The 26,104-nt window shown below is 59.3% G+C and carries 16 protein-coding genes, 5 pseudogenes and 1 riboswitch; of the genes and pseudogenes, 10 read left to right on the top strand and 11 right to left on the bottom strand.

Annotated elements, in window-relative coordinates; translation table 11 throughout:
• Window positions 1-725: 725 nt before the first annotated feature.
• The 8 genes and pseudogenes from metE to AB8Z38_RS18415 form a co-directional block, all read right to left on the bottom strand.
• Window positions 726-3,041, bottom strand: a complete 2,316-nt coding sequence (metE, locus tag AB8Z38_RS18380; RefSeq protein ID WP_369726395.1) for a 5-methyltetrahydropteroyltriglutamate--homocysteine S-methyltransferase — start codon at window positions 3,039-3,041, stop codon at window positions 726-728.
• 99 nt (window positions 3,042-3,140) lie between these two features.
• Window positions 3,141-3,340, bottom strand: a riboswitch (cobalamin riboswitch).
• Between the two features lie 757 nt (window positions 3,341-4,097).
• Entirely contained in the window at window positions 4,098-4,301 is a 204-nt protein-coding gene (locus tag AB8Z38_RS18385; RefSeq protein ID WP_247804211.1) for a 4Fe-4S binding protein, read from the bottom strand.
• A gap of 584 nt (window positions 4,302-4,885) precedes the next feature.
• A complete protein-coding gene (locus tag AB8Z38_RS18390; protein ID WP_369726396.1) occupies window positions 4,886-6,106 on the bottom strand; it encodes an EAL domain-containing protein in 1,221 nt (406 codons plus the stop codon).
• Window positions 6,107-8,214: 2,108 nt separating this feature from the next.
• Window positions 8,215-9,041, bottom strand: a pseudogene (locus tag AB8Z38_RS18395) (citryl-CoA lyase).
• Window positions 9,042-9,096: 55 nt separating this feature from the next.
• A complete protein-coding gene (locus tag AB8Z38_RS18400) occupies window positions 9,097-10,356 on the bottom strand; it encodes a CaiB/BaiF CoA transferase family protein (RefSeq protein WP_369726397.1) in 1,260 nt (419 codons plus the stop codon).
• Window positions 10,357-10,407: 51 nt separating this feature from the next.
• Window positions 10,408-11,529 (bottom strand): ABC transporter substrate-binding protein, encoded by a 1,122-nt coding sequence (locus AB8Z38_RS18405; protein ID WP_369726398.1) that lies wholly within the window; start codon window positions 11,527-11,529, stop codon window positions 10,408-10,410.
• Entirely contained in the window at window positions 11,462-12,235 is a 774-nt protein-coding gene (locus AB8Z38_RS18410; RefSeq protein WP_369726399.1) for an ABC transporter permease, read from the bottom strand. Before AB8Z38_RS18410 ends, AB8Z38_RS18405 begins: the two co-directional genes overlap by 68 nt.
• Window positions 12,219-13,010, bottom strand: coding sequence for an ABC transporter ATP-binding protein (locus tag AB8Z38_RS18415; RefSeq protein ID WP_369726400.1), 792 nt, complete (start codon window positions 13,008-13,010; stop codon window positions 12,219-12,221). Before AB8Z38_RS18415 ends, AB8Z38_RS18410 begins: the two co-directional genes overlap by 17 nt.
• A 163-nt stretch (window positions 13,011-13,173) precedes the next feature.
• Between AB8Z38_RS18415 and AB8Z38_RS18420 the strand changes: the two genes are divergently transcribed.
• From AB8Z38_RS18420 to AB8Z38_RS18440, 5 genes and pseudogenes are all read left to right on the top strand, one after another.
• Complete coding sequence (locus tag AB8Z38_RS18420) at window positions 13,174-13,863, top strand: IclR family transcriptional regulator (protein ID WP_369726401.1); 690 nt, start codon at window positions 13,174-13,176, stop codon at window positions 13,861-13,863.
• Between the two features lie 457 nt (window positions 13,864-14,320).
• A pseudogene (locus AB8Z38_RS18425) lies at window positions 14,321-15,150 on the top strand (tyrosine-type recombinase/integrase).
• A 22-nt stretch (window positions 15,151-15,172) separates the two neighbouring features.
• Entirely contained in the window at window positions 15,173-15,295 is a 123-nt protein-coding gene (locus AB8Z38_RS18430; protein ID WP_369726402.1) for a hypothetical protein, read from the top strand.
• A pseudogene (locus AB8Z38_RS18435) lies at window positions 15,295-15,348 on the top strand (hypothetical protein); the annotation flags it as partial. The gene AB8Z38_RS18430 and the pseudogene AB8Z38_RS18435, both read left to right, overlap by 1 nt.
• 94 nt (window positions 15,349-15,442) lie before the next feature.
• A pseudogene (locus AB8Z38_RS18440) lies at window positions 15,443-15,760 on the top strand (transposase); the annotation flags it as partial.
• Window positions 15,761-16,552: 792 nt separating this feature from the next.
• Here AB8Z38_RS18440 and AB8Z38_RS18445 read toward each other — a convergent pair.
• A complete protein-coding gene (locus AB8Z38_RS18445) occupies window positions 16,553-16,858 on the bottom strand; it encodes a hypothetical protein (RefSeq protein WP_085361588.1) in 306 nt (101 codons plus the stop codon).
• 415 nt (window positions 16,859-17,273) lie between these two features.
• On the opposite strand from AB8Z38_RS18445, the gene AB8Z38_RS18450 reads away from it, so the two are divergent.
• Together AB8Z38_RS18450 and AB8Z38_RS18455 are read left to right on the top strand one after the other, a co-directional pair.
• Window positions 17,274-17,480 carry a cold-shock protein gene (locus AB8Z38_RS18450; RefSeq protein WP_369726530.1) on the top strand — a complete coding sequence of 69 codons (207 nt, stop codon included), beginning with the start codon at window positions 17,274-17,276 and terminating at the stop codon, window positions 17,478-17,480.
• A gap of 1,079 nt (window positions 17,481-18,559) precedes the next feature.
• On the top strand, window positions 18,560-19,765 hold the full coding sequence (locus AB8Z38_RS18455; RefSeq protein WP_369726403.1) for an MFS transporter: 1,206 nt from the start codon (window positions 18,560-18,562) through the stop codon (window positions 19,763-19,765).
• Window positions 19,766-20,202: 437 nt separating this feature from the next.
• On the opposite strand, the gene AB8Z38_RS18460 is transcribed toward AB8Z38_RS18455, so the two are convergent.
• Window positions 20,203-20,367, bottom strand: a complete 165-nt coding sequence (locus tag AB8Z38_RS18460) for a hypothetical protein (protein WP_369726404.1) — start codon at window positions 20,365-20,367, stop codon at window positions 20,203-20,205.
• Window positions 20,368-22,067: 1,700 nt separating this feature from the next.
• Here AB8Z38_RS18460 and AB8Z38_RS18465 point away from each other — a divergent pair.
• Complete coding sequence (locus tag AB8Z38_RS18465) at window positions 22,068-22,304, top strand: transposase (RefSeq protein WP_369726405.1); 237 nt, start codon at window positions 22,068-22,070, stop codon at window positions 22,302-22,304.
• Window positions 22,305-22,690: 386 nt separating this feature from the next.
• Window positions 22,691-22,864 (top strand): annotated as a pseudogene (locus AB8Z38_RS18470) (IS630 family transposase); the annotation flags it as partial.
• Window positions 22,865-22,942: 78 nt separating this feature from the next.
• Here AB8Z38_RS18470 and AB8Z38_RS18475 read toward each other — a convergent pair.
• Window positions 22,943-24,322 carry an MATE family efflux transporter gene (locus tag AB8Z38_RS18475; RefSeq protein WP_369726532.1) on the bottom strand — a complete coding sequence of 460 codons (1,380 nt, stop codon included), beginning with the start codon at window positions 24,320-24,322 and terminating at the stop codon, window positions 22,943-22,945.
• Between the two features lie 754 nt (window positions 24,323-25,076).
• Here AB8Z38_RS18475 and queD point away from each other — a divergent pair.
• The gene (gene queD, locus AB8Z38_RS18480) at window positions 25,077-25,439 is read left to right on the top strand and encodes a 6-carboxytetrahydropterin synthase QueD (RefSeq protein ID WP_369726533.1); all 363 of its coding nucleotides are present in this window, start codon (window positions 25,077-25,079) and stop codon (window positions 25,437-25,439) included.
• The last annotated feature ends 665 nt before the right edge of the window (window positions 25,440-26,104 follow it).

Raw genomic sequence — 26,104 nt, forward strand, 5'->3', positions numbered from 1 at the left:
GTGCTGTCACTCATCACCAGCACTATCAAAAATGCCCGGCCTCCACGGGAGGCCGGGCAGAAGTCACGCAGGAGCGACGCTCCGTTCCGCATCGCACCAGCTTTCGTCGGTAGGGAGGACTACCGGCGATCGATTTACGGCGAGGGCACTCGCCGTCAAACAACAAGAAGCGGATATCGCTCCGCGCAACTTAGCGAGCCGCCAGCCTTCCGCTCCTGCCGGAAAGTTCAACACTTGCCACCACTTGCCAGCTGTCCGGTTAGCAAGGGGAGCCTTGATGGAGCTGGGATCCATCGCGCAGGCGGTTTGGCTGCCGTGTCCTGAAACTCAAGGGTCAGTTTGCCGTCACGCGGCAGCGTTTGGCAGCGCCCCGACACCAACAACTCTTCTCGAAGATCGGGCCAAGGCGCCAATTACGTATAAAATTCTGTAAGGGCGGTAAAATCGATTGTTGTGATGGGACACATCCACGCGATGGATAAATGAAAAGATAGGGCCGTGGTTCGCCTCCAGCGTTCGTGAGGTGGAATATGTCATCTGATCGGTGTGGCCGGCATGCTGGCGTCCTCCGGATTCGAGCTTGTCACCGGCTGTATGCGATCGCCTCCACCGAGGCAGACCGGCATTCGCAAGCGCTGGAAGGTTTGGGAGGCTCGCAAGATGTCCCGACCTCCCAAACCGCGTTCATCTTATTCACAAATACGTTGGCGACACGCTCCGTACGATCATGTCTCAGCCCGCAACTCGCGTGCGGCGGCCACCATATTGACGAGCGCGGGACGCACCTCCTCCCACCTTCGAGTTTTCAGTCCGCAGTCGGGATTGATCCAAAGCTGCCGATCGGAAACGCGCTGCCGCGCCAACACGATCAGCTGCTTGATCTCCGCTGCTGCGGGAATGCGCGGCGAATGAATGTCATAGACGCCCGGCCCGATCTCATTAGGATATTTGTAGCTCTTGAAAGCGTCGAGCAATTCCATTCTAGAACGCGAGGCCTCGATTGAAATGACGTCGGCATCCATTGCTGCGATCGCATCGATGATTTCGTTGAACTCGGAATAGCACATGTGGGTATGGATCTGAGTTCGATCAGCGACAGCGGAGGAGCAAATGCGGAAACTGTCCACTGCCCAATCGAGATAGTCCTTCCACCGCGATTTGCGTAGCGGCAACCCCTCCCGCAACGCGGCCTCGTCGATCTGGATCATGGTCGCTCCAGCCGCCTCAAGGTCGATGACCTCATCTCGGATCGCGAGAGCGATCTGTCGGCATGTCTCGCTCCGCGGGATGTCGTCACGGACGAACGACCAATTCAGGATCGTCACCGGTCCGGTCAGCATAGCCTTGACGGGTTTTTTGGTCAGGGACTGCGCGTAGCGCCACCATTTGATGGTCATGGGCTTCGGGCGGGAGACATCTCCAAACAGGATAGGAGGACGAACGCACCTCGAGCCATAAGACTGAACCCAGCCGTGCTTGGTAAATGCGAAACCCAACAGCTGCTCGCCGAAGTATTGAACCATGTCATTGCGCTCGAACTCACCGTGTACGAGCACGTCCAGGCCGATATGTTCCTGCCACTGCACGGTACGGGCTGTCTCTGCTTTGAGACGCTGCTCGTACTGCGTGTCATTCAGCGCTCCCCGGGCATGAGCCGCACGCGCATTGCGGACGTCGGCCGTTTGCGGAAAGGATCCGATGGTTGTCGTTGGAAACCTCGGCAATGCGAACGCGACGCGTTGGACGTCCGCACGCTGGTTGAACGCACTGCGACGGCGACGCATGTTATCGCCGATGGCGGCCATTCGTCGGGCGACGTTCGCACTGTGGATCTTGGGCGACGTTTCGCGGGTGACGGATGCATCCTCTGAGAGCGCGAGTTCATCGGCCACGTCGGCAGCATGGCCGGCCAGCGCTTTGCCCAATATCGAAAGCTCCTTGATCTTCTGCACTGAGAACGCCAGCCACGTCTTCAGATTGGGATCGAGATCGGTCTCTAGCTCAACGTCAGTCGGAACATGAAGTAGCGAGCAGGAGGGAGCAATCTGAACACGGTCCCTGCCCAGCTTTTTGACCATAGGAGCAAGCTGGTCGTGCAGCGCCGGCAGATTTGAGCGCCACACGTTGCGGCCATCAACGACGCCTAGCGAGACCACGAGATCTCCACGGGCTCTGGCGACAATCGCGTCCAACTGGCCGGGTGCCCGAACCAAGTCGACATGGAGCCCGGCAACGGGCAAAGCCAAGACCGTCTCAAGATTGTCGTCGACGGCCCCAAAATATGTGGCCAGCATGATCTTTAGAGCCGGCACGGCGTTAACGAAGTGAGCATAGGCCCGGCGGATAGCCGCCCGAGATGCTTCGTCGAGGTCCATCACTAGGCATGGTTCGTCGAGCTGAACCCATTCAGCACCGCGCGAGGCTAGTTCGCGGAGAACATCGACATAGACGGGGAGGAGCCGATCAAGCAGCGACAGCGGATTGAATGCGGGATTTACGCTCTTGCCAAGCTTCAGGAAAGTGACTGGGCCAACTAGGACGGGCCGCGTCTGATAGCCGAGGCTTCTTGCCTCCTCATATTCCTCGATCGGCTTCCGAGAGACATACTTAAAGATCTGATCCTGGTGAAATTCCGGCACCATGTAGTGGTAGTTGGTATCGAACCACTTCGTCATCTCCTGTGCGGCTACGCCGGGCCCATGCTGAGCGTGACCACCGTCCTGAGCGCCACGCGCCATGGTGAAGTAGGTTTTGAGCGACACAGGACCTTCGGTCCAGCCGTAAACGTCGGGAATGGCGCCGACCATTAGGCTGGTATCGAGCACATGGTCGTAGAGCGAGAAGTCATTCGAAGGAATGACGGTCGCACCGCGGGATTTCTGCCGAGCCCAATTAGCGGCACGAAGTCCACTCCCCGCCTCGAGGAGCTCGGCTTCGCTGGACTTTCCCGCCCAGTAGCTCTCGAGCGCGAATTTGAGTTCGCGTCGTGGGCCGATGCGTGACGTTCCCAGGGTGGCAACGGGAAGCGAAAGGATAGACATAGCTTAGACCCCATGATTGGGGCAAAGGCCATGGCGGACGCATACAGCGAACATCGCGTGAGCGACAACTGCTTGGCGCACACCGGGACACCCCGCCCGTGGACGATATCTTGTCGAGGCAGGTCTCCTGGCTCACGGGTCGTCGGTGCTGTCCGGCCTTCCCGAAGCCGCATGGCTTCAGTGACTTCGTTGGACAGCGGCTCGCCGCTTACAGTTGCGGGGGCAGCGCCGGTTTTGCACCGGCTTCCCTCTTAGCTCCGGATCAAACGGATCCAAAGACCGCGACGGCTGGAATTATGCGCACGAGGATCGATGCGTCAACCTACCGATTCTCGCGGCGATATTGCCCAAGCGATTGCGAGCGTACTAGCAGGGTGCGAGGGTCTGCGCGCGGCCTGGTGAACAGGCGCGGATCTGTGGAGGCTCCGCTTGTGAAATGCGTTCGCTTTCAACACCCTGCTCGCGTAAAACGGATGAACTCCGCGACCGGAACGAACCCGGGCCGTTTTCGCTATCTGTATGATCGCGACGAGGCTGGCCTTTTCCGTCAGCAGCTTTTCCAACCTGCGAGTCAGGAAGATGCGATCAGCCTTGGCCCGCATCCATTTGGTCATAGCCCATGAGGCTCCCTAGAAACTGGGAAGCCGGATTGCTCCAGGATCGCATGATCAAGTCGACTCCTTGGTGTTCGGCCGGCCCGCGACGAGGCACGAGGTCGTCCGTCTCCGTGAGGTTGGTTAAGATGATCTTCTCGGTACGCCAGGTATTCACGTGCTGAGCGACTTTGGCGCCGGCTTCGATGCGCTCGTGGCCGCTCGACGCCGATCTGCCTCGCCTCGGCTCGTCACTAGCGACCATCAGCCTCAACGCCGCCACTGGAGGATCTTCGTCCGACAGAGGCCCTTCGAGGGCCTCCTCGGAGTCGATCAGCGTCTTAAGCTCGTAACGATGTTAATCGACCTCGATGCGCCCCATGCGGCCGGTGGTCGCCTCAAGGTCGACATCTACGACTTCGTTCGCGAAATCGAGCGATGAGGCCTTCTGGACGCGGGCTGCTTATGCTGTCTTGGACGGGACACAGGTGTCAGGGACCGGACAGACCACCGCGCATTGCGGCGTGTCGCAATGGCCCTCGCACTCCGTACATTTTTTGGCGTCTATAACGTAAATGTCGCGCTTCAGGCTGATCGCCGCGTTGGGACACTCGAACTCACATGCGCCACAAACGGTGCATTGCGAAGCGACGATCTTGTAAGCCATGCCTTCCGACTCCTTAGGCGAGCGATGCCATGGGCGATCCCTTTCAAATGCCGTGCCAAACGCAGACGCGCTCAAGGTTGGGCAATTTGCCCAATTCGACTGTCCGGGGCCTAAGACCATGTTGCATCTGCGACAGCAACAGGCCGCTTCAATTCCAGGCTAGAGCCCTCGGGCCCTCTTGAGAGTCAGTCGCGGCTTGACCGCTGCGAGCGTCCGTCGGTTTGTTTGGGACGTCAGCGCGGGGGACAAGCGAGGCTCGACGCTTCCGAAACCGGCCGCGCGACAAAAAGCCGCGAGCGGACGCAGGTCTACGTCGGATCTCGGCAAACCTCCGGTCACACACCACCGACGGAGGTTTTCGCAAGCCTCGCTCATGGCTGCAACGCTAGCTCCGCGGATTGACTCGCTGGAGGCTTGCAAAAACGGGTTTGTGGTACAACAAGCTTCGGAGGCAAGTGAAGTTGCGACGGGGCGAGCGACACTGGCCTTGCCAAGTGACTGATTGAATTGCACTCAGCCTCATGCCTGGTGCCGAGTAGGCACGGCGGTGCTCGTGAGCGCTGCTAGGCTTCGCTTGGCCGCGCTCAGCCACTCGTGACGCAAGCTGGAGCATGGTTGAAAGATGACTGTGCAAATTGCTTCAGTGGCATGGCTTTTCCGAACAGATGGCCCTGCGCAAGGTCGAAGCCGAGTTCGGTCACAGCGATTAGGTCGGCCTGGCTCTCCACACCTTCGGCGACGGTGCGCACATTGTACTCTTTGGCTACATCGACGATATGGCGGCACACCGTTCGCTTGAGGGGCCCATTCGCGCAGCCGCCGACGAACTGACGATCCACTTTCAATTTCATGAACGGGAATTTTTCTAGGCCCATCAGCTGTGGCCAATTGGCACCGACATTGTCGATTGCAAGGCCAATGTTGTGAAAGCGAACCTCACGCGCAACCTGGACCAGGAGATCTAGGTTCTGGATAGCTTCCACGCTCTCGATTTCAATCGTCAAACCGCCGAAAGCGGGGTGCGACGGCATGCGCCGACAGAGATCGCGTACCGCCTGCGGGTCAATCAGGAATGCTGCCGGGAGATTGATGGAGAGATCGATCGAAGTTTGCTGCTCCAGAAGATAATGCCAATCCTTGATCGCGCGGTCGATCACGAACTGCGACAACTCCCTAAAATGCGGATCCTGAGGCTCCGGGATGAAATAGGCCGGTGGAACAACGCCCCAGGTCGGGTGCCGCATTCGCACATGCGCCTCTGCGCCGCGACGGCTAAGGGTACACGCGTCAAACTTCGGCTCATACCAGAGCTCAAGCCAGCCAGCATGTAAGGCTTCTCCGACATGAACCGCGGGACGGGGCGCCGGCTCTTTTGGCAAGAGCATGGCAATCCGATCGCGCAACGTCTCGGCTGCAAACGGCGTCCTGAGCGGCGGCAGCATAGCAAGCCCATATTCACTACCGACCTGCTGCACTGCCGCCATGATGATCGACTCTCGGGCTCCGAACGCCAGCACTCGGCCTGCAAATTCTTCGCGTACCAGTATCTCGAGCAATCGTCCAGGCTCGATGCGGTCCGAGCCAATGCCGAGCAGGATCAGATCAGGGAACTCCGTGCTGAGTACGAGCGGCAGCTCGTCAGCAGTCCTGCATTCGCTAATAACAAACCCCATATTCTCCAGCACATCCCGTAGAAAGGCGCGCAGATGCCGCTTGCCGACGGCCAGGCACGCCCGCGGCCGCACCTTACGTTGCCCGAAGATTACAGGTTTCCCTCCGACCAGTTCGGCCTGTCCATGTTCCATCGCAACCACTCCCGTTCCGTGACGGTGCCTTAAACGAGGAGCGAAGGTCTAAACAAGCTGTGCTTCCCGATATCTTTCGATTGTTCGAGATAAGCTTAAGATAGTGCATTAGTGTGCAAAATCTTTCGCGATCTTGCTCAGACGATTTTATCGGGCGCACGGGTGTGATACCTGTCGCGCTTCTCGCAACCTCGTACGAGTACGCACGCGAGGTGGGAATCTCTCGTTCGGACGCACCGAGCTGACGCCCTATGGCGCTGCGATCATCGTGGTGCACGATTTATTCAATCGAGTAGTTCGTGAGCGACGATCGGCAATCACTCTTAGAACGTTTGATCGGCATGACCGGCGTGTGCCGTTTGGTGATATGTTTTCCAATCGAAGGCAGTCCATCATGAGTTCGCAGCTGCTCAAGCCGCAGTCGTTCTGAGAACGGCAATGGCTTGCAATTACCTCAGCTCTGTTGCCTATAGCGAGTGTGGACGTCCTGCTTCCTACCGAGCCTGATAGTTGCTCTCAATTGCGTTTTCTGTCTCCTACTGAGCATGAATTTCCTCCAGAGGGCTAGGTCGGGTGTTCGTGTTGGCGCTGAAGCGCAAGGCCCGTCTCGCGGGGGCACGGCTTTGCGCAAGAGCGTGCCAGGAGATGAGAACGCGGTCGCAGAAGCGGTCGAAGAGCTACTTTCAGAATTAGGTGGCCCCGGACCGGAGTTCAGCCTTCAAGGCGCGAAGCAGGCGGCGTTGCGCCTGATTCAGGATCCCGAACGGGGTTTCATTTTGTCGTCGAGGAACAAGGCACCGGACAAGATTGTAGGGGTAGCTAGCATCTCGGCCGTACAGGCGGTGAGAGCAGCCGGAGCGTACGCGTGCTTCAGGAGCTATGGATTTCTCGTGACTTCCGGAGCTCTGACTGCGGTCGGCATCTGCTCGAGGCGGTAGATTCGGAGGCGAAGCGCCGCGGCTGGCAGATGATTGAGGTTGCCTTGCCTCCGGATGGCTATCCGGCCCTAGAACGGGTACGCCGCTGCTACGAGGAGAGGGGATATCGGGTTGGAGGATTGCGCGCGCGCAAGAGGCTTTGACAGTAGTACGACCTCTGCGCCACAGACTTAAAGCGTCTCCTGGTTTAGCGTGCTATCGGTAAAGTCCTTCAAGCAGTAAATCCTGGGGCTTGTTGCTTCTGAAAACGAACGCTTCACGCGTGCGTCGCCGCCGAGCATGATCGAGAACCTTGACGCTATGCGGTGCTGACTCCCAGTGCGAGCGGTTACCTCTTCGGCCTTCTTGGCGAGAACGTTCGAAAATATCAGCGACCAATCATTCTTCATTGTGGGAAGCGATACCGCGGCCCGCCCGAGCAAATGGCGACAGGTCGGCGGCGGCCCGTTGCAGGCGAAGCCCGACCCAGCCTTACGAATCGTTCTTTTGCGCCTCCCATGCAGTGCGATTTACTGACTCTGGTTTGAGATCACCGCACACAAACGCCACCCATTCGTCACCAGTTACATTCTTTGGGCAAGTGGCCAGGCCACTCGTCTACCACTCATTCCTGTATCTTGGTGCGGCGGACCGGCGCGTGAAAGGATTCCGCACCACCTTGCCACTCCTGCTGGCGAATTTCGAGGAAGGTGAGCGAGATCAGCCATCAACACTGATCCGGTAGCGTTCCGTAATGAGCAATGCGCCAAGTGCCGCGTCCAATACGACATTCGTGCAGCTTCCCCCTGCGCAGGACTGGATGCGAGCGGACCGCTTCGCCGTTTGGCGCCCAATACGAAGACGTGGCCGACGGAATCATGCGCGACAAAGAGCCTCCCATTTTGATCGACCGTCAGTCCGTCAGGACCGCTCGTCTCGAAGAACCAGCTGAATCGTCCGACTTTCCCGACGCCGCCGTCACGCATCAGCGGTACGCGCCAGATGCTATTGTCGCGCGTCACGTCGACGACACAGAGATTCTCGGGCTGGTCGAACGACGGTCCCTCAATGAAACAATCTACTGGCTATCCCCACGGTTCGCGTCTGCCCATTCCGAAGAAACACCCGGCGACGAAACTCCGCCGGCATCGACCAAAACACGCTGGTCTCAATCAGCTTGGGCGGAGATACTCATGATGGGCCTTCCAGTCTGCGACACGGCCGGCCCTCGTATTTGTAGCCGAACTGCTTGGGCATTGGGCCCTTGTTGCGATCGTTGCGCCCAGTTTGCTCCCAGGCGTGAGCCAGGATTCCGACCGCGCGCGACAAGCAGAAGACCCCCGCGCGAGCGGAGAGGCGAAGCCCAGTTCGCCGTAAATGACCGCGGTCGCGCCATCAATGTTCATCGGAATGAGCTTGCGCTTGCGCTGTTGCATCACCCGCTCGATCGCGCGAGCGGCCTTGGCATAATCGCCGCCGACACTGCCCTCCTCGGCTGCGGCATCCACCAGCGCCAATAGCGGGGCCGCGCGCGGGTCGACTGGATGAAACCGGTGGCCGAAGCCCGGCAGATATTTGCTGCGGGTTGCGGTGAAATGGTCGATTGCAGCGCCCGCGGCCTGCTCGATCTCTCGCCCTTGGCGCCGTCGCAGCACATCTTCGTAGAGTTCGACAGCCTGCTCCCCTGCTCCGCCATGCACGTCATCGAGCGTGTTGATTGCCGAGGCCATTGCGCCGTTCAGGGGCAGGCCGCAGCTCACCGCCATTTGGGCAATTGCAATGGAGGGCGCGTGCGGACCGTGGTCAACGGATCCAACCAGCGCAGCTTGCAGCAGCTGCTCCTGTGCTGGCGTCGGCAGATTGCCACGTAACATCAGCCAGATCATGGCGGGAAAGGAAACGCGGCCTATCAAATCTTGAATTGGATAACCGCGATAGGCGATGCGACCTGGCGCGATATCGCAAATGGAGGTTCGCCACCAACTGGCCGCTTGCTGTCGCAGTTCTTCTTCGCTCATTTCCGGTTCCATCTTTTGAACCTGCCTATTGCCAACCGCCGCAAGCCGTCGGATGTTATGATATCGGTCCGTCCGTGGCTACGCGGACGGGCAGGAAGTCAGCCTCTCCTTGCTTTGGCGTCCCGACGGCCCGGCTTGAGACCAGTTGCTCGACCTCCGCATACGAATAGCCGAGCCGCTGCAGCCATCTCTCAGTGTCTGCTCCGAGTGTCGCAGGTGGTGAAGGCACCGAAAACTCCTCATCTAGCCGGAAGCCCGGCCGCGTGATTCGTAACGGCGGCGCACCGTCTTGTTCTGGTGCCAAAGTCTCGACGAATCCGCGCTCAAGGACCTGTGGCTGCTGCAACACTTGCGAGACCGTCAGCACACGGCCGGCAGGGACACCAGCCAGATTCATTTGAGTCTCCCATTCCTCAGCGGGCTTGCAAATCAATGCCTTGTTCAACTCCGCGTTCAGCGCAGCGCGGTTGACCTTGCGCATCTCGCGTCCAGCAAAGCGTGGATCCGCCTTCAGGTCCGGTCGCTCGATCAGGTCGCATAGAGCTTGGTACTGCTTCTGCTCGTTGGCCGAAATGTTCAGCGGGCCCGTTGCGGTGCGGAACGTGCCGGAGGGAGCCGCGGTAAAGTTCTCGTTGCCGATGGGCTGCGGCTCGACCCCGGCGTTCAGGTGGTTGGAGACGACCCATCCCATCGCGGCGACGGTGGCTTCGAGCAGGGACACGTCGATGAACCGGTGCCTATGCCGCCGGTCGACCAGAGCCGCGGCGATGGCAAACGCAGCAGTCAGTCCCGCGATCGTGTCCGAGATCGGAAAGCCCGTGCGCAGGGGAGCCGAGGCTATATCGCCGGTGACGCTCATGGCTCCGGAGAGACCCTGGACGATCTGGTCATAGGCCGGACGGCCGGACCACGGTCCGCTCTGCCCAAACCCGGAGATCGCGCAGTAGACCAGACGCGGGTTCAGCCTGACAAGCACATCAAAGCCGAGGCCAAGGCGTTCCATGACCTTCGGCCGGAAGTTTTCGAGCACCACGTGGGCTTCCTTGACCAGTCGCAAGAACACCTCGCGGCCCGCTTCCGATTTTAGGTCCAGCGCAACCGACTGCTTGCCGGCGTTCACGGCGACAAAGGAAAGTCCCTGCAGGCGCTCCGCTCTTTTCGGATCCGCGCCGAGGCGCCGCGCCAGGTCGCCACCGTTCGGGTTTTCGACTTTGATCACCTCCGCGCCAAGGCGCGCGAGATGATAGCCGCAGAACGGACCAGCCAGCACGTTTGAGAGGTCGAGGACGCGGATACCGGTTAACGGCAGAGACATTTCGAAAGAGCCTTCTTTGATGATCCGATCACGAGATCCTGGTCCGGGCAGCTATTTCAGCTGCTGCGCGGCGCGTTCCGCGAAACGGTTGGTGAAGGTCTTGGCCAGGTCGATGTTTGCGGCACCGATCTTCGGATCAAAGTCGCTAAGGATGGCCAACGGCATCTTGGCCGCCTCGGTGTCCATCTGACCGGTTGACGAGAACAGCGCTTTCGACGCGTTCATGATTTCGATGTTCACCTCGCGATTGTCGGTCTTGTAGCCAGCAGGCATCGCGTCAACGAGCTGTTCCGTCGACACGGTGTTGATCCAGCGGTGCGTTTTGAGCAAGGCGTTGACGAGGCGCTGGACCGTTTCCGGATTCTTATCGATGAAACTCTGCTGAAGGTATAGACAGGCGGTCGGATAGATTCCGCCAAAGGCCTGCTTTGAGCCTTCGAGCGTGCGCGCGTCGAAGAGCGGCGTCGCGCTCTTTTTGCGCGCGAGAAGGGTCGCAATCGGATCGAAATAGACGAGTGCGTCGATATTCTTGGCCTTGAGCGCCACCATACCGGGTGCACCGCTGCCAACCGCGATGATGTTCACATCGCGTGGGCCCAACCCAGATTTCTTGATGTAGTAGCGCGCCATGGTGTCGGTCGATGACCCCGGCGCCGTGATACCGAGCTTGAGGCCCTTCAGGTCGGCACCAGACTTGACCTTGTCAACGAGGTCGCTGCGGATACCGAGCAACACGCCGGGAATGTCATTGAGCAGGAACACGCAGGAAATTTGCTTGCCCTGCGCCTGCATCTGAATGGTGTGATCGTAAAAGCCGACCGTCCCGTCCACCGAACCGCCGATCAGCGCCTGCAAGGCCTTCGAACCACCGGCCTGGAAGTTTTCGACGGTCACCTCAAGGTCCTGGTCCTTAAACGAACCGAGCTTCACGCCAAGCTCGAGAGGCATATAGTTGAGGATCTGTGATCCCACCGCGATCTTCAATTTTGTCTTTTCGGGCTCGGCGGCATGCGCTGAAATGAGCGGGAATGCGGCTATCGCGATGACCACCATCAGTCGTGGAAAAGCGTGCATGTGAACCTCTTTGAGAATGGCAGCGCTACGATCAAACTTCGTGGGCAGGTGCCGGCCGCCAGACCAGGAGCCGCTTTTCCACGCGATCGACGATGGCATCGAGGGCGACGACGAAGGCGGAGAGGACGATGATTCCTGCGAACACGCCGGTGGCATCGAGGACACCCTCGGCCTGCGCAATCAGGTGCCCCAATCCTGCGGACGAACCGAGATATTCGGCGACCACCGCGCCCATCACGGCCATGCCGACAGACACCCGCAGGCTCGACAGGATCCACGTGGTGGCGGACGGCAGGTAGACGTGGCGCAGCAGGGAGGATTTCGATGCACGCAGCAGGCGGGCATTCGCGAGCACGACCGGATTGACCTCGCGAACGCCCTGAAATGTGTTGAAGAATGCGACAAAGAGAACCAGCGTCACGCCCAGCGCGACCTTGGAGGTGAGGCCCAATCCGAACCAGATGACAAAAATGGGCCCCAGCAAGATGCGCGGGATCGCATTGAACATCTTGATGAAGGGCTGAAGGACCTCGGCCGCAAACGGGCTTAAGCCCAACCAGATACCAAGCGCCGTGCCGATCCCGATACCAGCCAGGAAAGACAGGACCGTCTCCAGCAGTGTTATGCTGACATCGGTCCAGAAGTCGGCCGTTGACATCCACTCTCCGATCCTTGCGATGAGTGTCGACGGGGCCGGAAAGAAGAACGGGTCGATCAAGCCGGCCCGCACGCCCAATTCCCAGATCAGGATCAGCCCAAGCACGATGGCGAACTGCGTGAGAGCGACCTTACCCGTGCGCGGCATAGCTTTTCTCCACTTCGGCGCCGAGCAGCGACCAAATTTCACGATAGAGCGCGACGAATTCATCGGTCGTTTGCAGTGCCGAGACATCGCGCGGGCGAGGCAGCGTGATCCTGACATCACCAACCATGCGGCTCGCGGGACCGGCGGACATCACGACGACGCGGTCCGCCAGCGTGATCGCCTCATCGAGATCGTGGGTGATGAAGACGAGGGAGCGCCGGTCCGCCTGCCATAGGTCGAGCAGGATGCGATGCATGAGGCGGCGTGTGTGAACGTCCAGCGCGGAGAAAGGCTCATCCATCAGGACAATCTTCGGCTCCATGATCAGGGTCTGGGCCATGGCGACGCGCTTGCGCTGGCCGCCGGACAATTGATGCGGATAGCGCTCCTCGAAGCCTTTCAGCCCGACCTTGGCGAGCCAGGGCCGCGCCTGCTCGCGCGCTTTCGCGATCGAGCTTCCCTGAAACACCAGCCCGAGGCCGACATTGTCCTGGGCTGTTTTCCAGGGCAGCAGCCCTTCCTGTTGCAGCATGTAGCCGGACTGACCGTTCAGGCCTCTGAGCGATTTGCCGAAAATGCGAACCTCGCCGGCGGCCGGCTTCAACAGTCCGGTGACACTATTGAGAATGGTCGATTTTCCGCAGCCGGTCGGCCCGACCACTGCAACGAATTCGGTTTCGCCGACCTGGAGGTTCATGCTTTTCACGGCGGTGAAGTCGCCGAAGCGAATCATCACGTCGCGCAGGTCGACGGCAAGTGCCGGCTGCCCTTCCATTGTTTCGCTCCGCAGAACCTGTTCTAAGGCTCAAAACAGGTAACTGGCGCTATATCCGGGTCAATTGCATTCTGCAACATAGAACGCAGATGAGCATCGACTACTGGACTCTCTATCCATTCTGGATATCTGTTCTGCAGAACAGAACACGAGGGCTGTATCAATGGCAAAGACAGGGGTTGATGCGGTCGGGCGCGCCCTGGCGATCCTCAAGGCCTTCGGCGCTGAGCGCGCAGCCATGACGCTGACCGAGATTGCCGAGGCGACCGACTTCTACAAGAGCACGGTCCTTCGCCTTGCCGCATCCCTGGAAGCGGACGGATTCCTGGTGCGGGGGACCGACCGGCTATTTCGACCCGGACCGGAGCTATGGCGCCTTGGGGCGCTCTATCAGCGTGGGCTGGACCTCGGTGACCTGATCAGACCCTCGCTCCATCGTCTGGTCGAAGCAACCGGAGAGACCGCATCCTTCTACATCGCGGAGGGCGACGAGCGCATTTGCCTTTATCGCGTTAATTCTCCGCGTTCCGTCCGGCATCACCTCGAAGAAGGACAACGATTGCCGATTGATCGCGGCGCTGCGGGCCGCGTTCTTACCGCTTACCGCGATTTTGCATTAGCTGATGGAAAGAAGATCAGAGATCGTGGCTTCTACGTCTCGATCGGCGAGCGTGATCCTGAGGTTGCGGCCGCAGCGGTGCCCGTAATCGATGTCTATGGCAAATTGCGGGGCGCGCTCTCAGTCTCCGCCATTCGCACTCGCTTTGATGCAGATGCTCGGAAATCTGCCGTTGAAGTGCTGAAGTCCGAGGCTAAAGCGCTGATTGGTTTGCTGCCTGCAAGTGAGCGCTGAGCTACAATGGCAGCGTTCTGTTTATAACGCACAGCTCAGCGGGTGCCGCAATGGCCTCTCCTGAGCGTAGCGCGCATTTCTCGCATTGTTGAGGCCTGCAGATCATCCTCGATCTCGACGCCACCCATCCCTACACGGGCATCAGGAGGGAGGCTTCTTCGAGGCTATTACGCTGTTCGTGTGATGTGTGCTGGTGCGCGTGTTCTGGAGCCGTCATGGCCTGACGGCCAAGCTGCGGCGCGCCGACATCGATGCAAGCGCGGTTAGGACGTTTCGCGGATTGTGCGGCCTAAAGCCGGATGGGGTTAGACCGAATCGATTTGGGATTGAACGAAGCCGCTGTCGCGGCATGCGTGGCGAGGTGGCGTAGATCGCCTCCTGGCTGAGGATGTGGGTGTTGGAGCCCCCCTCAGACAGGAGTATTGAGACGGCCGATTTGAGCCCTCTTCGCCGTCGCATGATCGAGGACATGACAGTCCGCAATCTGTCGCCGGCGACGCAGCGATCCTACATCAGCGCGGTTTCGAAGTTCAGCCGCTATTTCGGCCGATCGCCTGAGCGGTTAGAGCTGGAAGACGTCCGGGCCTTCCAGGTGCATCTGGTCTCGACCGACATCTCATGGCCGGCGCTGAACCAGATCATCGTCTGTGCGCTACGGTTTTTCTACGGCGTCACGCTCGGCGAGGCGCTCATCCCGGAGCGCATGCCCTATGCGCGAGAGCCCCGCAAGCTGCCGGTCGTTCTCAGCGCCGACGAAGTGGTGCAGTTCCTCGAGGCGGTGTCGAGCCTGAAGAGCCGCGCGCGCTCACCACCGCCTATGCGGCCGGGCCCAAGGCCGAGGTCGCGGGACTGCGGATCGAACACGTCGATAGCACCCGCGGTGTCATCCAGGTGCGCCACGGCAAAGGCGCGAAGGATCGCAACGTGATGCTGTCGTCCCAACTGCTCGGCATCCTGCGCACCTACTGGCGGCTCGCCCGGCCGCGGCTTTATCTGTTCCCTGGGCGTGACGAAGGTCACCCGATTGATCCGACCGTGTCGCATGCCGCCTGCCGCTCGGCGGTCAAGGCTGCGGGCCTGACCAAGCGCGTCACGCTGCACACGCTGCGCCACAGCTTCGCGACACATCTTCTGGAGAACGGAATCGACATCCGGATCATCCAGGTTCCGCTCGGGCACAATAATCCGTCGTCGACGGCGCGCTACACGCAGGTCGCCACCCATACGATCCGGGCGACGCAGACCCCGCTCGACCGCCTGTCGCTGGATGTGACGCCATCGGCATGACAACGGCTCCGGGATCCGGCTTATGACCCGCCCCGACGTCCGCCCGCACCGACCCGCCATCGAGATTGCCGATATCTTGCGCCGGCATGGCGACCCCTATCGTCGTGACATGCCGGTCATCTCGGTCGCGTGGAGCGGCGGGTGATGAGCGCCATTGTTGGGTACCGAACCGAGGCGCTCGGCAGCCACGTCGAGGCCCGCAATGACTGCGGCATGACGCGGATCGCCTATAATTCCTGCTGGAATCGGTATTGTCCCCTCGACGCTTTCGCTGGTCGCATCCAAAGCCATGCAGCGCGTCAACTGGGTTGCTTACGCCAAGCGGCTCTTCGGCGGACCCGCACAGGTGCTGGCCTATCTCGGCCGCTACACCCATCGCGTCGCGATCGCCAACAGCCGGCTCGTCGCACTCGACAACGATCATGTTGCCTTCACATGGAAGGATTACCGCCAGGACGGCGCGACAAAGATCATGAAGCTCAAGCCCGACGAGGTCATTCGCCGCTTCCTGCTTCATACGCTGCCCGACGGTTTCCATCGCATCCGCCACTTCGGCTTCATGGCCAACCGCCATCGCGCTGCCAAGCTCGCCCTTTGCCGCGAACTTCTCGATCATGAGACAGCCCCAAACGACAGCTAGCCGCCGCCTGTGGATTCGGAAGCTCAAACCTGGGCCGTCCTGCCTGTCCCGATTGTGGTGGCCTCATGCGCATCATTGAGCGCTTTCGACACAGCTTCAGACGCTCCAGCCCTCGAACATCAACGTTCCGATGCGACACATCGTGAGCCAAGTCATGCCGTGCACGACGATCATCATTCGTCATTTCGCTCCCAGCGTCTCGATCATCGCGGACGATGTCGACTCCGTGCTTTCACACTGCGCGACAACAACGGTCCGATGCAGCAAAATGCCTATCGCGATCTCCAGTGAAGCGCGTCTCATCTCAATTCTTCCCCGATGCGCACATCTCGTGTCTCTGCCTCACGCGCCGAGCCAGCAGATCGGGCCTTCCGATCTCGAACGTGCTGCATGCTCTGGTCCTCGTCTTCGGCCAGAACGAACTTCACACTGGATTAAGCCCGAGGGGCAGGGTCAACACCCACGCCTTCCTCGGCGGTGCAAAATCCATGCGCCAGATTCGTGTGGGCGTCGGCGGCGCCACTACAACGATCGCGTGGTTGCGCCCCAGCGGATCCAGTACGAGGGCAATCTATGGCGTGAGGACACCACGCGGCAATCCTCAGCGCGCGGCAATCCTCAGATGGGCTGTGACGGGCGTCTCTTGGAGACTCGTACGACTCTCACGGCTACTCGCCGTTCCCAGCCGGTGGTCGGCCGCAGTCGACTCTTCTGGCGCGATTTGGCGGATTGTTAACAAAGTTGCGCGAGCTGTCCGACCGCCTACATCTGTTCGTCGGAGCCGTGGCCTCTCGCGAGATCCCGTGTCCGTTGCATCGTGCGGGAAAAATATTCGTCGCGCTCGCGGCGCACGCGCTCTTGATGCGCTCTGAAATTCGCAACTCGTTTGCTGATGTGCTCTCGCTCGGAGGTGTCCCAGCTCAACCGCCGGGGAGAATCGGGTGGGGAAGCTTTTGCGATTGGCGCGATGGGTGCTATCAGCTTTGGAATAGGCGCAACGCTCCGTGCGCGTTCTACGAGTGCCGCGGATTGTTGAACCAGCGCCTCCAGTTCCTTCTTCCAGTTCATCTTCCATGTTCTCCGAACAGTCATGGGAGCATGCTAATTTGGTGCGGTACGCTCGTGCAGCTACCCCTTTTGGTAGTTGCGAGGCCGCTGCTTGTCCGCAAAATAGTGGCCGATGAGCCATTTGGGCCGATGAAATTCGCGGCCTCCCTGCTAGGAGAACCCACCCACGTGACCTTCGTCACTCAAGTGACGCAACAGGATGGAAGATCAGAACGATGCGACCTGGGTCAAACCCGTCGGCTGTGCCTGGTCTCTGGCATGAAAGCATGATCGCCCAGGCTCGCCATACTCGAACTCCCCAAGCGAACTACGCTGACGCCGAAGCAGCGGAGATTGTGCGTCAATGCGCGAATCGGTGCCGCCCGAATGGTCCGACCAGAACTACTCTACAGTATTGCTCAAATGGGAAACGGGAGTGGCGAGGGGTCTTGTGAAATGGTTTAACGCGACGAAGGGTTTCGGCTTCATTCAGCCGGATGGGAGCGGCCAAGATGTTTTTGTACACATAAGCGCCCTGGAGCGCGCTGGCCTCTCTGACCTGCGGGAGGGGCAGGCAGTCTCTTACGAGCTTAAAGTCGACCCGAGGCGTGGTAAAAGCAGTGCGGAAAATCTGCGTGTTTGATTTCATGTCGTAGGCGTCTGGCCTCAGCCCCCCGCCCAAGTCTGGCGCTTACCTCGGAACGACCCCAGCCGCTTTAAGCACTGGGGTCGTTTCATTTCTCGCCAATTTTCGACGTTTCGCGGGTCCGAATACAAGAGAACGTAGCTAGCGACGCTCGCTAGCGCGTCGCCTCTTTGTACCGTTTGGTAGACGGGTAACAGTCGGTCCGCCCGCTCGTCATAGCGCGATTTGAAGCGCGCTCGCGAGCGGCTTATTGGTCGGAAGGTCATCCTCGCCGATCATCCTGGACTGGAGGTGGTGGCGCCGGCGCTGATCAAACCCGATGCTGGGCGCGAGTTCAACAGTGTGGACCAACGAAGGGATGGGAAACCAAGGACTCTCGCGGTTCGAGAGGGCTACGATATCAGGGTGCTGCGCGAGCTCCCTTCGCCGGACGTTGGATCTGGTCAAGGCGCCAGCCTCGAGGGCTCACAACCAGGCAATTCGTAGATTGTGGGCAGCCTCACCTCTTGGCGCAGCGAACCGGCTAGAACTGAAAATCGAATTTTGAGATGCACGAAGGCAATGCCGAACTCACCTATCGGAATTCCAAGGGGATTTTGCTGAGCCGGGACATTTCGGGCGTCCACCACCGATCCGTGCCCCTCGTAGTCTAATTTATGTAACCGCGGAACGCTTCCGTCCATCATTAGGGCTTCGCATGGACCAACATACGGCCCGTTGGCATCGCGCGTTGAAGCCTACTTGAGGATTCAAAGCCGGAGCGGCTGCTAGCATCAATGCTAAAGCTCGATCCGTCCTCCTAATTCAACCAGCGCATGCCACGGACCTTGAAACATCGCGCTTCCGATCGGCATCAAGCGTCGGCGCCTATCTGTGTCAACTATCAACTCCCGCAGTTGATGGAGAGAACGACCCATGCAACCGTAACGATCGGATACCACCGAAGCAGGTCGATTAACATCCGGAGAGACGCCCATGCCATGCGGCGCCACGTCCATGGATGAAAAATGCGTACAAGCAGCGGCTGATCATCGACAAATGAAACGGGCGGATCCTTCGTACAGTGATATTTAATAATGACGAGTGACGGCACAGAATCTTCGCTCCGCATCTGGCTCGCCGTCATCGTGCTAGGCATCGCCTCGTTTCACATCGTCTTGGCAGAGATCGCACCTATCGGGCTGTTGTCTCAGATCGCTCGCGATCTCGGACGAGATCAGGCAGCGGTCGGGCTCACGGTGGCCCTCTATGCCTGGATCGGTGCTGCCAGCGCTCTGTTGTCGCCCGTTCTGCTTCAGAAGTTTCCTCGCAAGCCGCTACTCATCGCCTTGACTCTTATCCTTTCCGCAACAACGTTTGCGGCGACGATGTCTCACACTTTCGAAGGGTTGTTGCTGGCACGCACGGTGGGCGCTGTCGTTCACGGTTTCTATTGGGCCATGGCGGCTGCGGTTGCGTCTAAGATTGCGCCGTCCCGCAGTATGGGTGTTGCGATGGCAATCGTATTCGGCGGGATCTCGATGGCGACCGTTGTTGGTGTGCCGCTCGCGAACTTCGTCGGTCAGGTGAGCGGATGGCGCGCAGCGTTCAGATTAATTGGCGCCATCGGACTGATCACCTCAGCCCTGATGGTGGCAGTTCTTCCGAAAATGCAGGCCGGGACGCCAGCAGGATGGAGAGAGCTTGGATCAGTCTGCCGCAGGCGTGACCTGTTGGGGATCTATGCCGTAACGACATTCATGGCGGCGGCGCATTTCGGGGCGTACACATTTATAGAACCATTCCTCAGCGAGATTCCAAACGTTGCCCAAGTCATGATTGGCGCGCTGTTGTTCGGCTTTGGCGGAGCAGGATTCCTCGGGAACATCCTGGCGGGCGTCCTCATCGACCGCTTCATGAAGCCGATCATCACTGCGGGGCTGCTTGCTCTGTGTCTGGCGCTCGTAGGCCTTGGATCGTTTGGTCCCCACTTGGGGACAGGCCGGGTCCTTGTCTTGCTGGTCATCTGGGGCGCTGCCGTCGCGGCGCTGTTCGCGGGACTCCAGACCTGGATCCTGCGCGCCGCCGGTTCGACAGTAATAACTGCTGCCGCGATGCACTCGGCGGTCATCAATTCGGCCATCGGCTTCGGAGCCGTCCTTGGCGCCCAGATGTTGACTGTAGCCGGCCCATCAGGAGTGATGCTGGCAGCTGGTATGGTCGTCATCATCCCTCTGCTGATAGTTCTCCCGCAAGCGGCCCCAGAGGGTGATCGAAAAAAGGGGTCGTTGCTTGATGGATAACGCCGCAGCCGTGCCCACAGCGCGGATCGCCGCGTGCCCTACCACGAATGTCGCACGAAACCTTCCGCTGGTACGCGAGCGTTGGACCAAAATGTTCGTGCAGCCAGGCGGACCGGTGGAAGGGGGTGAAACACCACGCCAGGCCTTGCCCGAGAACTCGTTGAGGAACTCGGCATCGAAGTTTCTGGCGATGTACGCGAACATCTCGGGCGATTGCGCCGTTGCGGCATTGCGAGGAGCATTCGGTCGAATGGTCTACCGCACTGCGGGGCACTTTTGCATTCCTTCCACGCAACAATGTCTCTGTCCTGAGATTACCCCGCATTCTAGCATCATAATTGACGCTACCCGACAGACGGGCAAGCTCGCCTTCTTCATCCCGTGAGCGTCCTCACGCTTGGGTGTGACGCGCTTCTCGATGATCGGTCCTATCGCGCTCAACCGAAGGCGCTCTTTGCTGGCTCTTCCGAGGCGCTGCCGAGCAGCTGAGTATCATCGCCTTCCTGCGCGAAATGAGCAAGCTGATGACGTCTATTTGCGTGCTTTCCTGATTGAGCGCTCACCAGCATCACAATGGCATTCCAAGCAGCGACTTCGATCAATTGCGTCCTTAGACCCACTGGGATCTCAAAGCCATGGTCTAGAACTGGGCTTACTGTCAATGAACACGCATGATGGTGCCGAAGACGAGACGCAAGATCGGCGCGGCCTCTAGATCAAGTTTACGCGCTTGAGCGCATTGTGGCAGGTCGCTTCACTCCTTTCGGGATGGCCGTCGCATTGGATGATCGGCCGTTGGTCGGACGTGTCTGCGGATACCCATATCCGCGAACTCGCTGGCACCTACACATCGATGCCCGCGTCGGCCATAACCACAGGCTCAAGAGGGAACTCATGCGCGGCGGCCATCGCGTCAAGTTCTAACCTCGTGGACAAAGGCGGCGCACTCATCCTTGACAAAGAGAGGCGCGGCTACGTCCATGATACAATAGGTGCGTGCACGGCGCCTTTTATCAGCGGCAAATGCTGGAAAAACAATGTCCTGATCCAGGAGGATGTTGAAGATATATAGCCGGTCGAATCTCCGGTGTGGCCGGACCTCGAGGGCTTGCCGATCGTTTGCTCGACGACGCGGCCAAGCGTCTCTGAAGAGCTGTTTCGTGCGGCGATCGCGCCAATCAGGATCGTAGGTCCGAAGAGCTGGAAATTAATGGTTGTCGAGCTCATCATTGAAGCCGTGGTAGCTGTCCGTGTCCGTGCTCGCCATGCCTCCGATCTGCAGCGTCGATCCGTTTCGGACGATGATGTCAGTCCAGATCACGACCGGGGCTTTGTCCGAATGCAAAGTTGGAATCGTACCGTCCCATCGGTTTGCCGCCCCCGGGGGCAGCAGCTGATGGCCTGTGGCGCGGGCTTAGGCGGTTTGGCTGACCTGGGCAGTGATGCGCCGCGAAGATCGGAGCTGATGCTGGTGATGTGACGGTCGCGAAAGCCAGCACGACGGCGGGGATCATTTGGGCGCTACTGAAAAGGAGGATATACCATGCCCCGAGCCGGTGACTGCCGTGGCCGCCGGCTGATAAAGACAGTGACCGCCAAAGCGGTCTGACTGGCGCAGGCCGCCAGAGGCCAAGGTGCAACAGCATGTTGTTTTTTGCCGCAATCGGGATTCCCAGAGGGGACAATTTATGATGCTAGGGAACGGGGGCCAGCATGGATGAAGCGACCCTATTCGGAAGATCTTCGTGAGCTGGCTCTGGTGAGGGCTGACGGGGGCGAGATGGTTCGTTTCATTGCGGAAGCACTTCAGATCAGTCCTTCCTGTGTGACGAATTGGAAGAATCTGCGGCGGAGACCGGAAGCGTTTCGCCCGGCAGGATCGACGGTCACAAGAAGCCGGTTCTGTCGGCACCAACGCCGAATGGCTGCGCAAACACATTCGCTCTGGACCATTCACTTTGCGGAAGCTGACGCAGGAACTGGCTGCGCGCGGGATCAAGACAGATGTGCGGGCGGTGTGGACGTTCGTTCACGCCGAGAAGCTGAGCTTCAAAAAAAGCGATCCTGCCACCCGAACAAGATCGTCCCGATATCGCGCGTAAGCGGGCGCGCTGGAAGACCCATCAGGGCAGGATTATCGCTTCACGCCTTGTCTTCATCGAGGAGACTTGGATCAAGACCAACATGCCCCGCTACGAGGTTGGGGACCGAGTGGGCAACGGCTCCAGGCTTCGGCGCCTTTCGGCCACTGGAGGATCATGGCCTTCATCGCGGCACAGCGCCATGAGCGGATCAGCACCCCATGGGTCATCGACGGCCCCATCATCGGCGAGCTCTTCACCCTTTACATCGAACGGGTGCTGGCGCGACCCTCGCAAGGGGTGAACTTGTCATTCTCGACAATCTCGCCAGTCACAAAGGCAAGGCGCCGCGCAATGCCATTCGCGCCACTGGAGCCCATCTGCTCTTCCTGCCGCCGTATAGCCCCGACCTCAATCCGATCGAGCAGGGCTTCGCCAAGCTCAGACACCTGATGTGAGCCGCACAGACGCGTGACTTGGCGACCGCTAGATGGTGAGAGCATCGCTGGACAGATTGACCGAACTGACTACATCTTCTTTTCATGGCGCAGGCACCGCGACATTAGAACGTAGGACGAATACGTCATCGCTTGGAAGGTCACGTCGGACGGAGCCATTAGGATTGCGTCGGCAGATGCAAAGCCTGGCAAGCCTTCGCGCTCTCATTGATTGCTGCTGAGGTGGCTGACGGAGAAAGGGACGCGAATCGCCGCTTTGTGGAAGATCCGACCAATTTTAACTTCGTGACAGACCGCACAAGGCAAGCTGGGGGATCTCCTCGCGCAGGGTCGTTGCAGGATCATTGAACCGGTGAGCGTAGATTACGTGCCGAACATGGAAGGGACACTCACCTGACCTGAACCCCATCGAACAAGTCTTTGCCAAACTCGAGCATCTGCTCCGCAAGGCAACCGCACGAACCGTCGATGCGGTCTGCGCCGCCATCGGCGAACTCCTTGATGCATTTGCACCCGAAGAATGCGCCAATTACCTCAAAAACTCAGGCTATCGAAGCTAGTCCCATCACGCCTTAACGGCGAGCCTCCCAGGAGGCTAGCGCCCAATGCTCTGTGCCTCGATCATATCCGTTCTCAGCTCAACCCGCTATCCCGATCGCTCTTGAAGGACCGTGCCGGAGCGCTCGTCTGAGCTCGCCGAACTGGTTGAACATGACGATGAGAGCGATTATTCCGGCGCCAAGCTCTGCGAGCGCTTGACTGGCTAACAGTCCGTTAAAACCCGCTACCAGCGGGAATAACAGTACGGCTGGTATGAAGAGATACCCCTGCCTGGCCAAGGACACAATTGCACTGAGGCGCGCTCTCCCAAATGACTGAAGCATTGCCGTCACGAAACTCTGCACCCCAAACAGTCCAAAGAAGAGATGGAACACGATGCAGGTCGAGACGGCAATTTCGGTGACGTTCTCGTTGTCGCTAAATAGGCTCACCAAAGGCCTCGCAAAAATCACAACGGCCGCAGAATACAGCACCGAGAATGCGATCGTCACGAAGAGCATGAACTTCGCAGCCTTCAATATACGAGCATAGTCGTGTGCGCCCCAACCGAACCCCAGGATAGCTTGAGCGCCAATACAGAACCCGGTGATAGGCAGTGCACCGACCATCAAGATACGCACAGCTATTCCAACCGCGGCGATCGAATCATCGCCGAACGGCGCAGCAGCTGCGTACAACAGCATAACGGCAATAGCAGACAGGATACTCGTCATTGTCGCCGGCGCGCCTACCAACGCGAGCTGCCTGATGCGATCTGCTCGCAATGATATGTGAGATATCCTGACGAGAACTGTCCCGCCAAGCTTCGAAAAAAACGCGATATAGAGTCCAAAAGCAGCGATCTGGGATACCAGCGTTGCGAGGGCTGCGCCTCGCACGCCGAAGTCAAGTAAGAATATGAAGACGGGATCAAGCACAGCGTTCAGTATAAACGCGATCATCATCGCCCACATGCTCAATCGTGTATAGCCCTCGGCTCTGACAATGAACCCGCTGACGGTATTTAGTAGCATCGGGGTGTACCCCAACAAAACCGTTCCCGCGTAGTCGAGCGCAACGGGCACGATGCTTGGGGTTGCTCCGAGCGTTGCGAATATCCCTGGCAGATTTGGAAGCACAGCGAGGGTAACTATAATACCGATCGGGGCGGTGAGCGCGAGTGCTGTACTTGCGCCTCGACTCGCTTCTAGGTACTCACGAGCGCCCAGATGACGAGATATGAACGACGCTGTTCCAACACCGATCCCCTGTCCGGCTGCGGCGAGCAGGACCACGATCGGCAAGGTCATGCTAACAGCTGCGATCGCCTGCGCACCTAGGGCCCCGACAAAGATCGCGTTGACGACCTGCTGCAGCGCATGGATCGATAACCCAACAACAGACGGAATGGCGAGCCGCAGGATAAGACCCAAGAGATTCTGGTCCGTTAGATCGACGTGCTGTTTTTTCTTTGGCATCACATTGCGCTCGCTGTCGATTGCGAATTCCGCATCCGGCTCATTCACGACGAAGGTGTCTCTAGGTTTTCCAAATTCGCCGATGGCGTACTCAGCGCAATCCTCTCCGGATCTGCTCTTCACCAAAGCTGATTTTTTGCCTGGTCGATTTTCCTATGCATACGCCTCCCATCAGTCGTAGCCTTCCGCGCCTCTGAAGAACGCGGATCCCGACTGAGGTGCTCGTGGGTAGCCACCCAGGTTCTGACAGTGCCGTTCCGCCCTTTTATTAGGCCTCGTGCCGGTTGCGTTCACTTCTATCGATGATGATCGATGGGGGAACGCGGCCGGACCCTAGGGCCTCAAGTTGGTTTTGGCATCTACCGGATCTTGTAGTAGACGCTCCATCGTCTGCATGGCACACGTAATGAACGTGCTCAGAACCACTTTTGCCATTCGACGATGTCGTGCAATCTTTGCACGACATCGGGTCCTCGTCGCGATAGACGAACAGCAGGCTGCCGGTCCCGGCCAGCGTGGTGACTGGATTTGCGTCAGCAAATCGCGCCGCGTAGGCCGTCACTCGCGGACACGAACTGAAAATTCGTGTGGCCGCAGCCGGCAGCCTGCCAGACCGGTCGATGAGAGTGGCTTGGACAATTTCTGCTTCGACCGACAGACCGCCCTGACGCCGTCGAGCGGCGGGCCATCGCGTACTGCCTGGCTCAGCCGAAATGGCGACTCAGCGTGCAGTTCCACAAACACTCGGTATCACATGAAGATATCCCAAGCATTTAAGTTCGAGGCAGCGCACCGACTTCCAAACGTCGCGCAGACACATCGCTGTCATCGGATGCATGGTCATTCCTATCGGATCGAGGTCGTGCTGAACGGGGCCGTCGATCCGCACACCGGATCCGTAATGGATTTCTTCAACATGGAGGAAGCGTTCGGCCTTCTTATAAAGAAGCTCGATCACCAGTACCTGAACGAAGTCCCGGGACTGGAAAATCCGACGGCGGAAAATATCGCCATCTGGATCTGGGAGCACGCGAAACCGCACCTCGCCCAACTCTCGAGCGTGAGGGTGTACGAGACGACCGATAGTTGGGCGGAATATGACGGACCCGATCGCTGACTTCAGCGCTCATTTGGGCCTATGTCGATGCGGCGTGCCTGTCGTTCTTCGGCTCAGAAGCGGACTTGCTCGATCTGCGATTCGGCTCTTCATCCGCCTCGCCCGCGGCGATTTCCGCGCTCACGGAAGACCCCTTGGGTCTGACGGGAGATCAGAGGACAGCGCCCGGTTTGGCTATGAGGACACCCATCACCTGACGGCATTCGAAAAGCTTCCGGCCAAACGATTCGGAATCCCGCGTTGGCTAACCGCCGGAACGATCTGAGGGGATTTGTCCTCAGGAGCGAATTCGATGATTGTACCGGCGAGACGACCCGTCATCCCGGACGCTACGCGGCTGGGCGACTTGGTGCTGCAGCAGGTCGGCGCTAGCCGCCAATGCGAGGAGCACGGGTGCATGCAGGATCGCGCGACCCGCACGTCCGCGAGCGTGCCATACACATCGCCGTCAATACCCCCCGTTCGACACTTCGGCGGGCGAAGCCTCAATTGAAGCTGGCGAGGTGCTGGACTCGAGCGTCCGCGCTGACTGGTCACGGATGCGTCCCTTGGCCGACTGGTTATTTCCACCCAGCCGATAGCTGCGGACGTAAACCGGGCAAACAGCTGTCCATACGAACCGATGCCTCGCCCCGCCGCATCCGATAGAGTGCAGTCAGGCCCGC

The organism is Bradyrhizobium sp. LLZ17, assembly GCF_041200145.1.
In the GTDB taxonomy this organism is placed as follows: domain Bacteria; phylum Pseudomonadota; class Alphaproteobacteria; order Rhizobiales; family Xanthobacteraceae; genus Bradyrhizobium.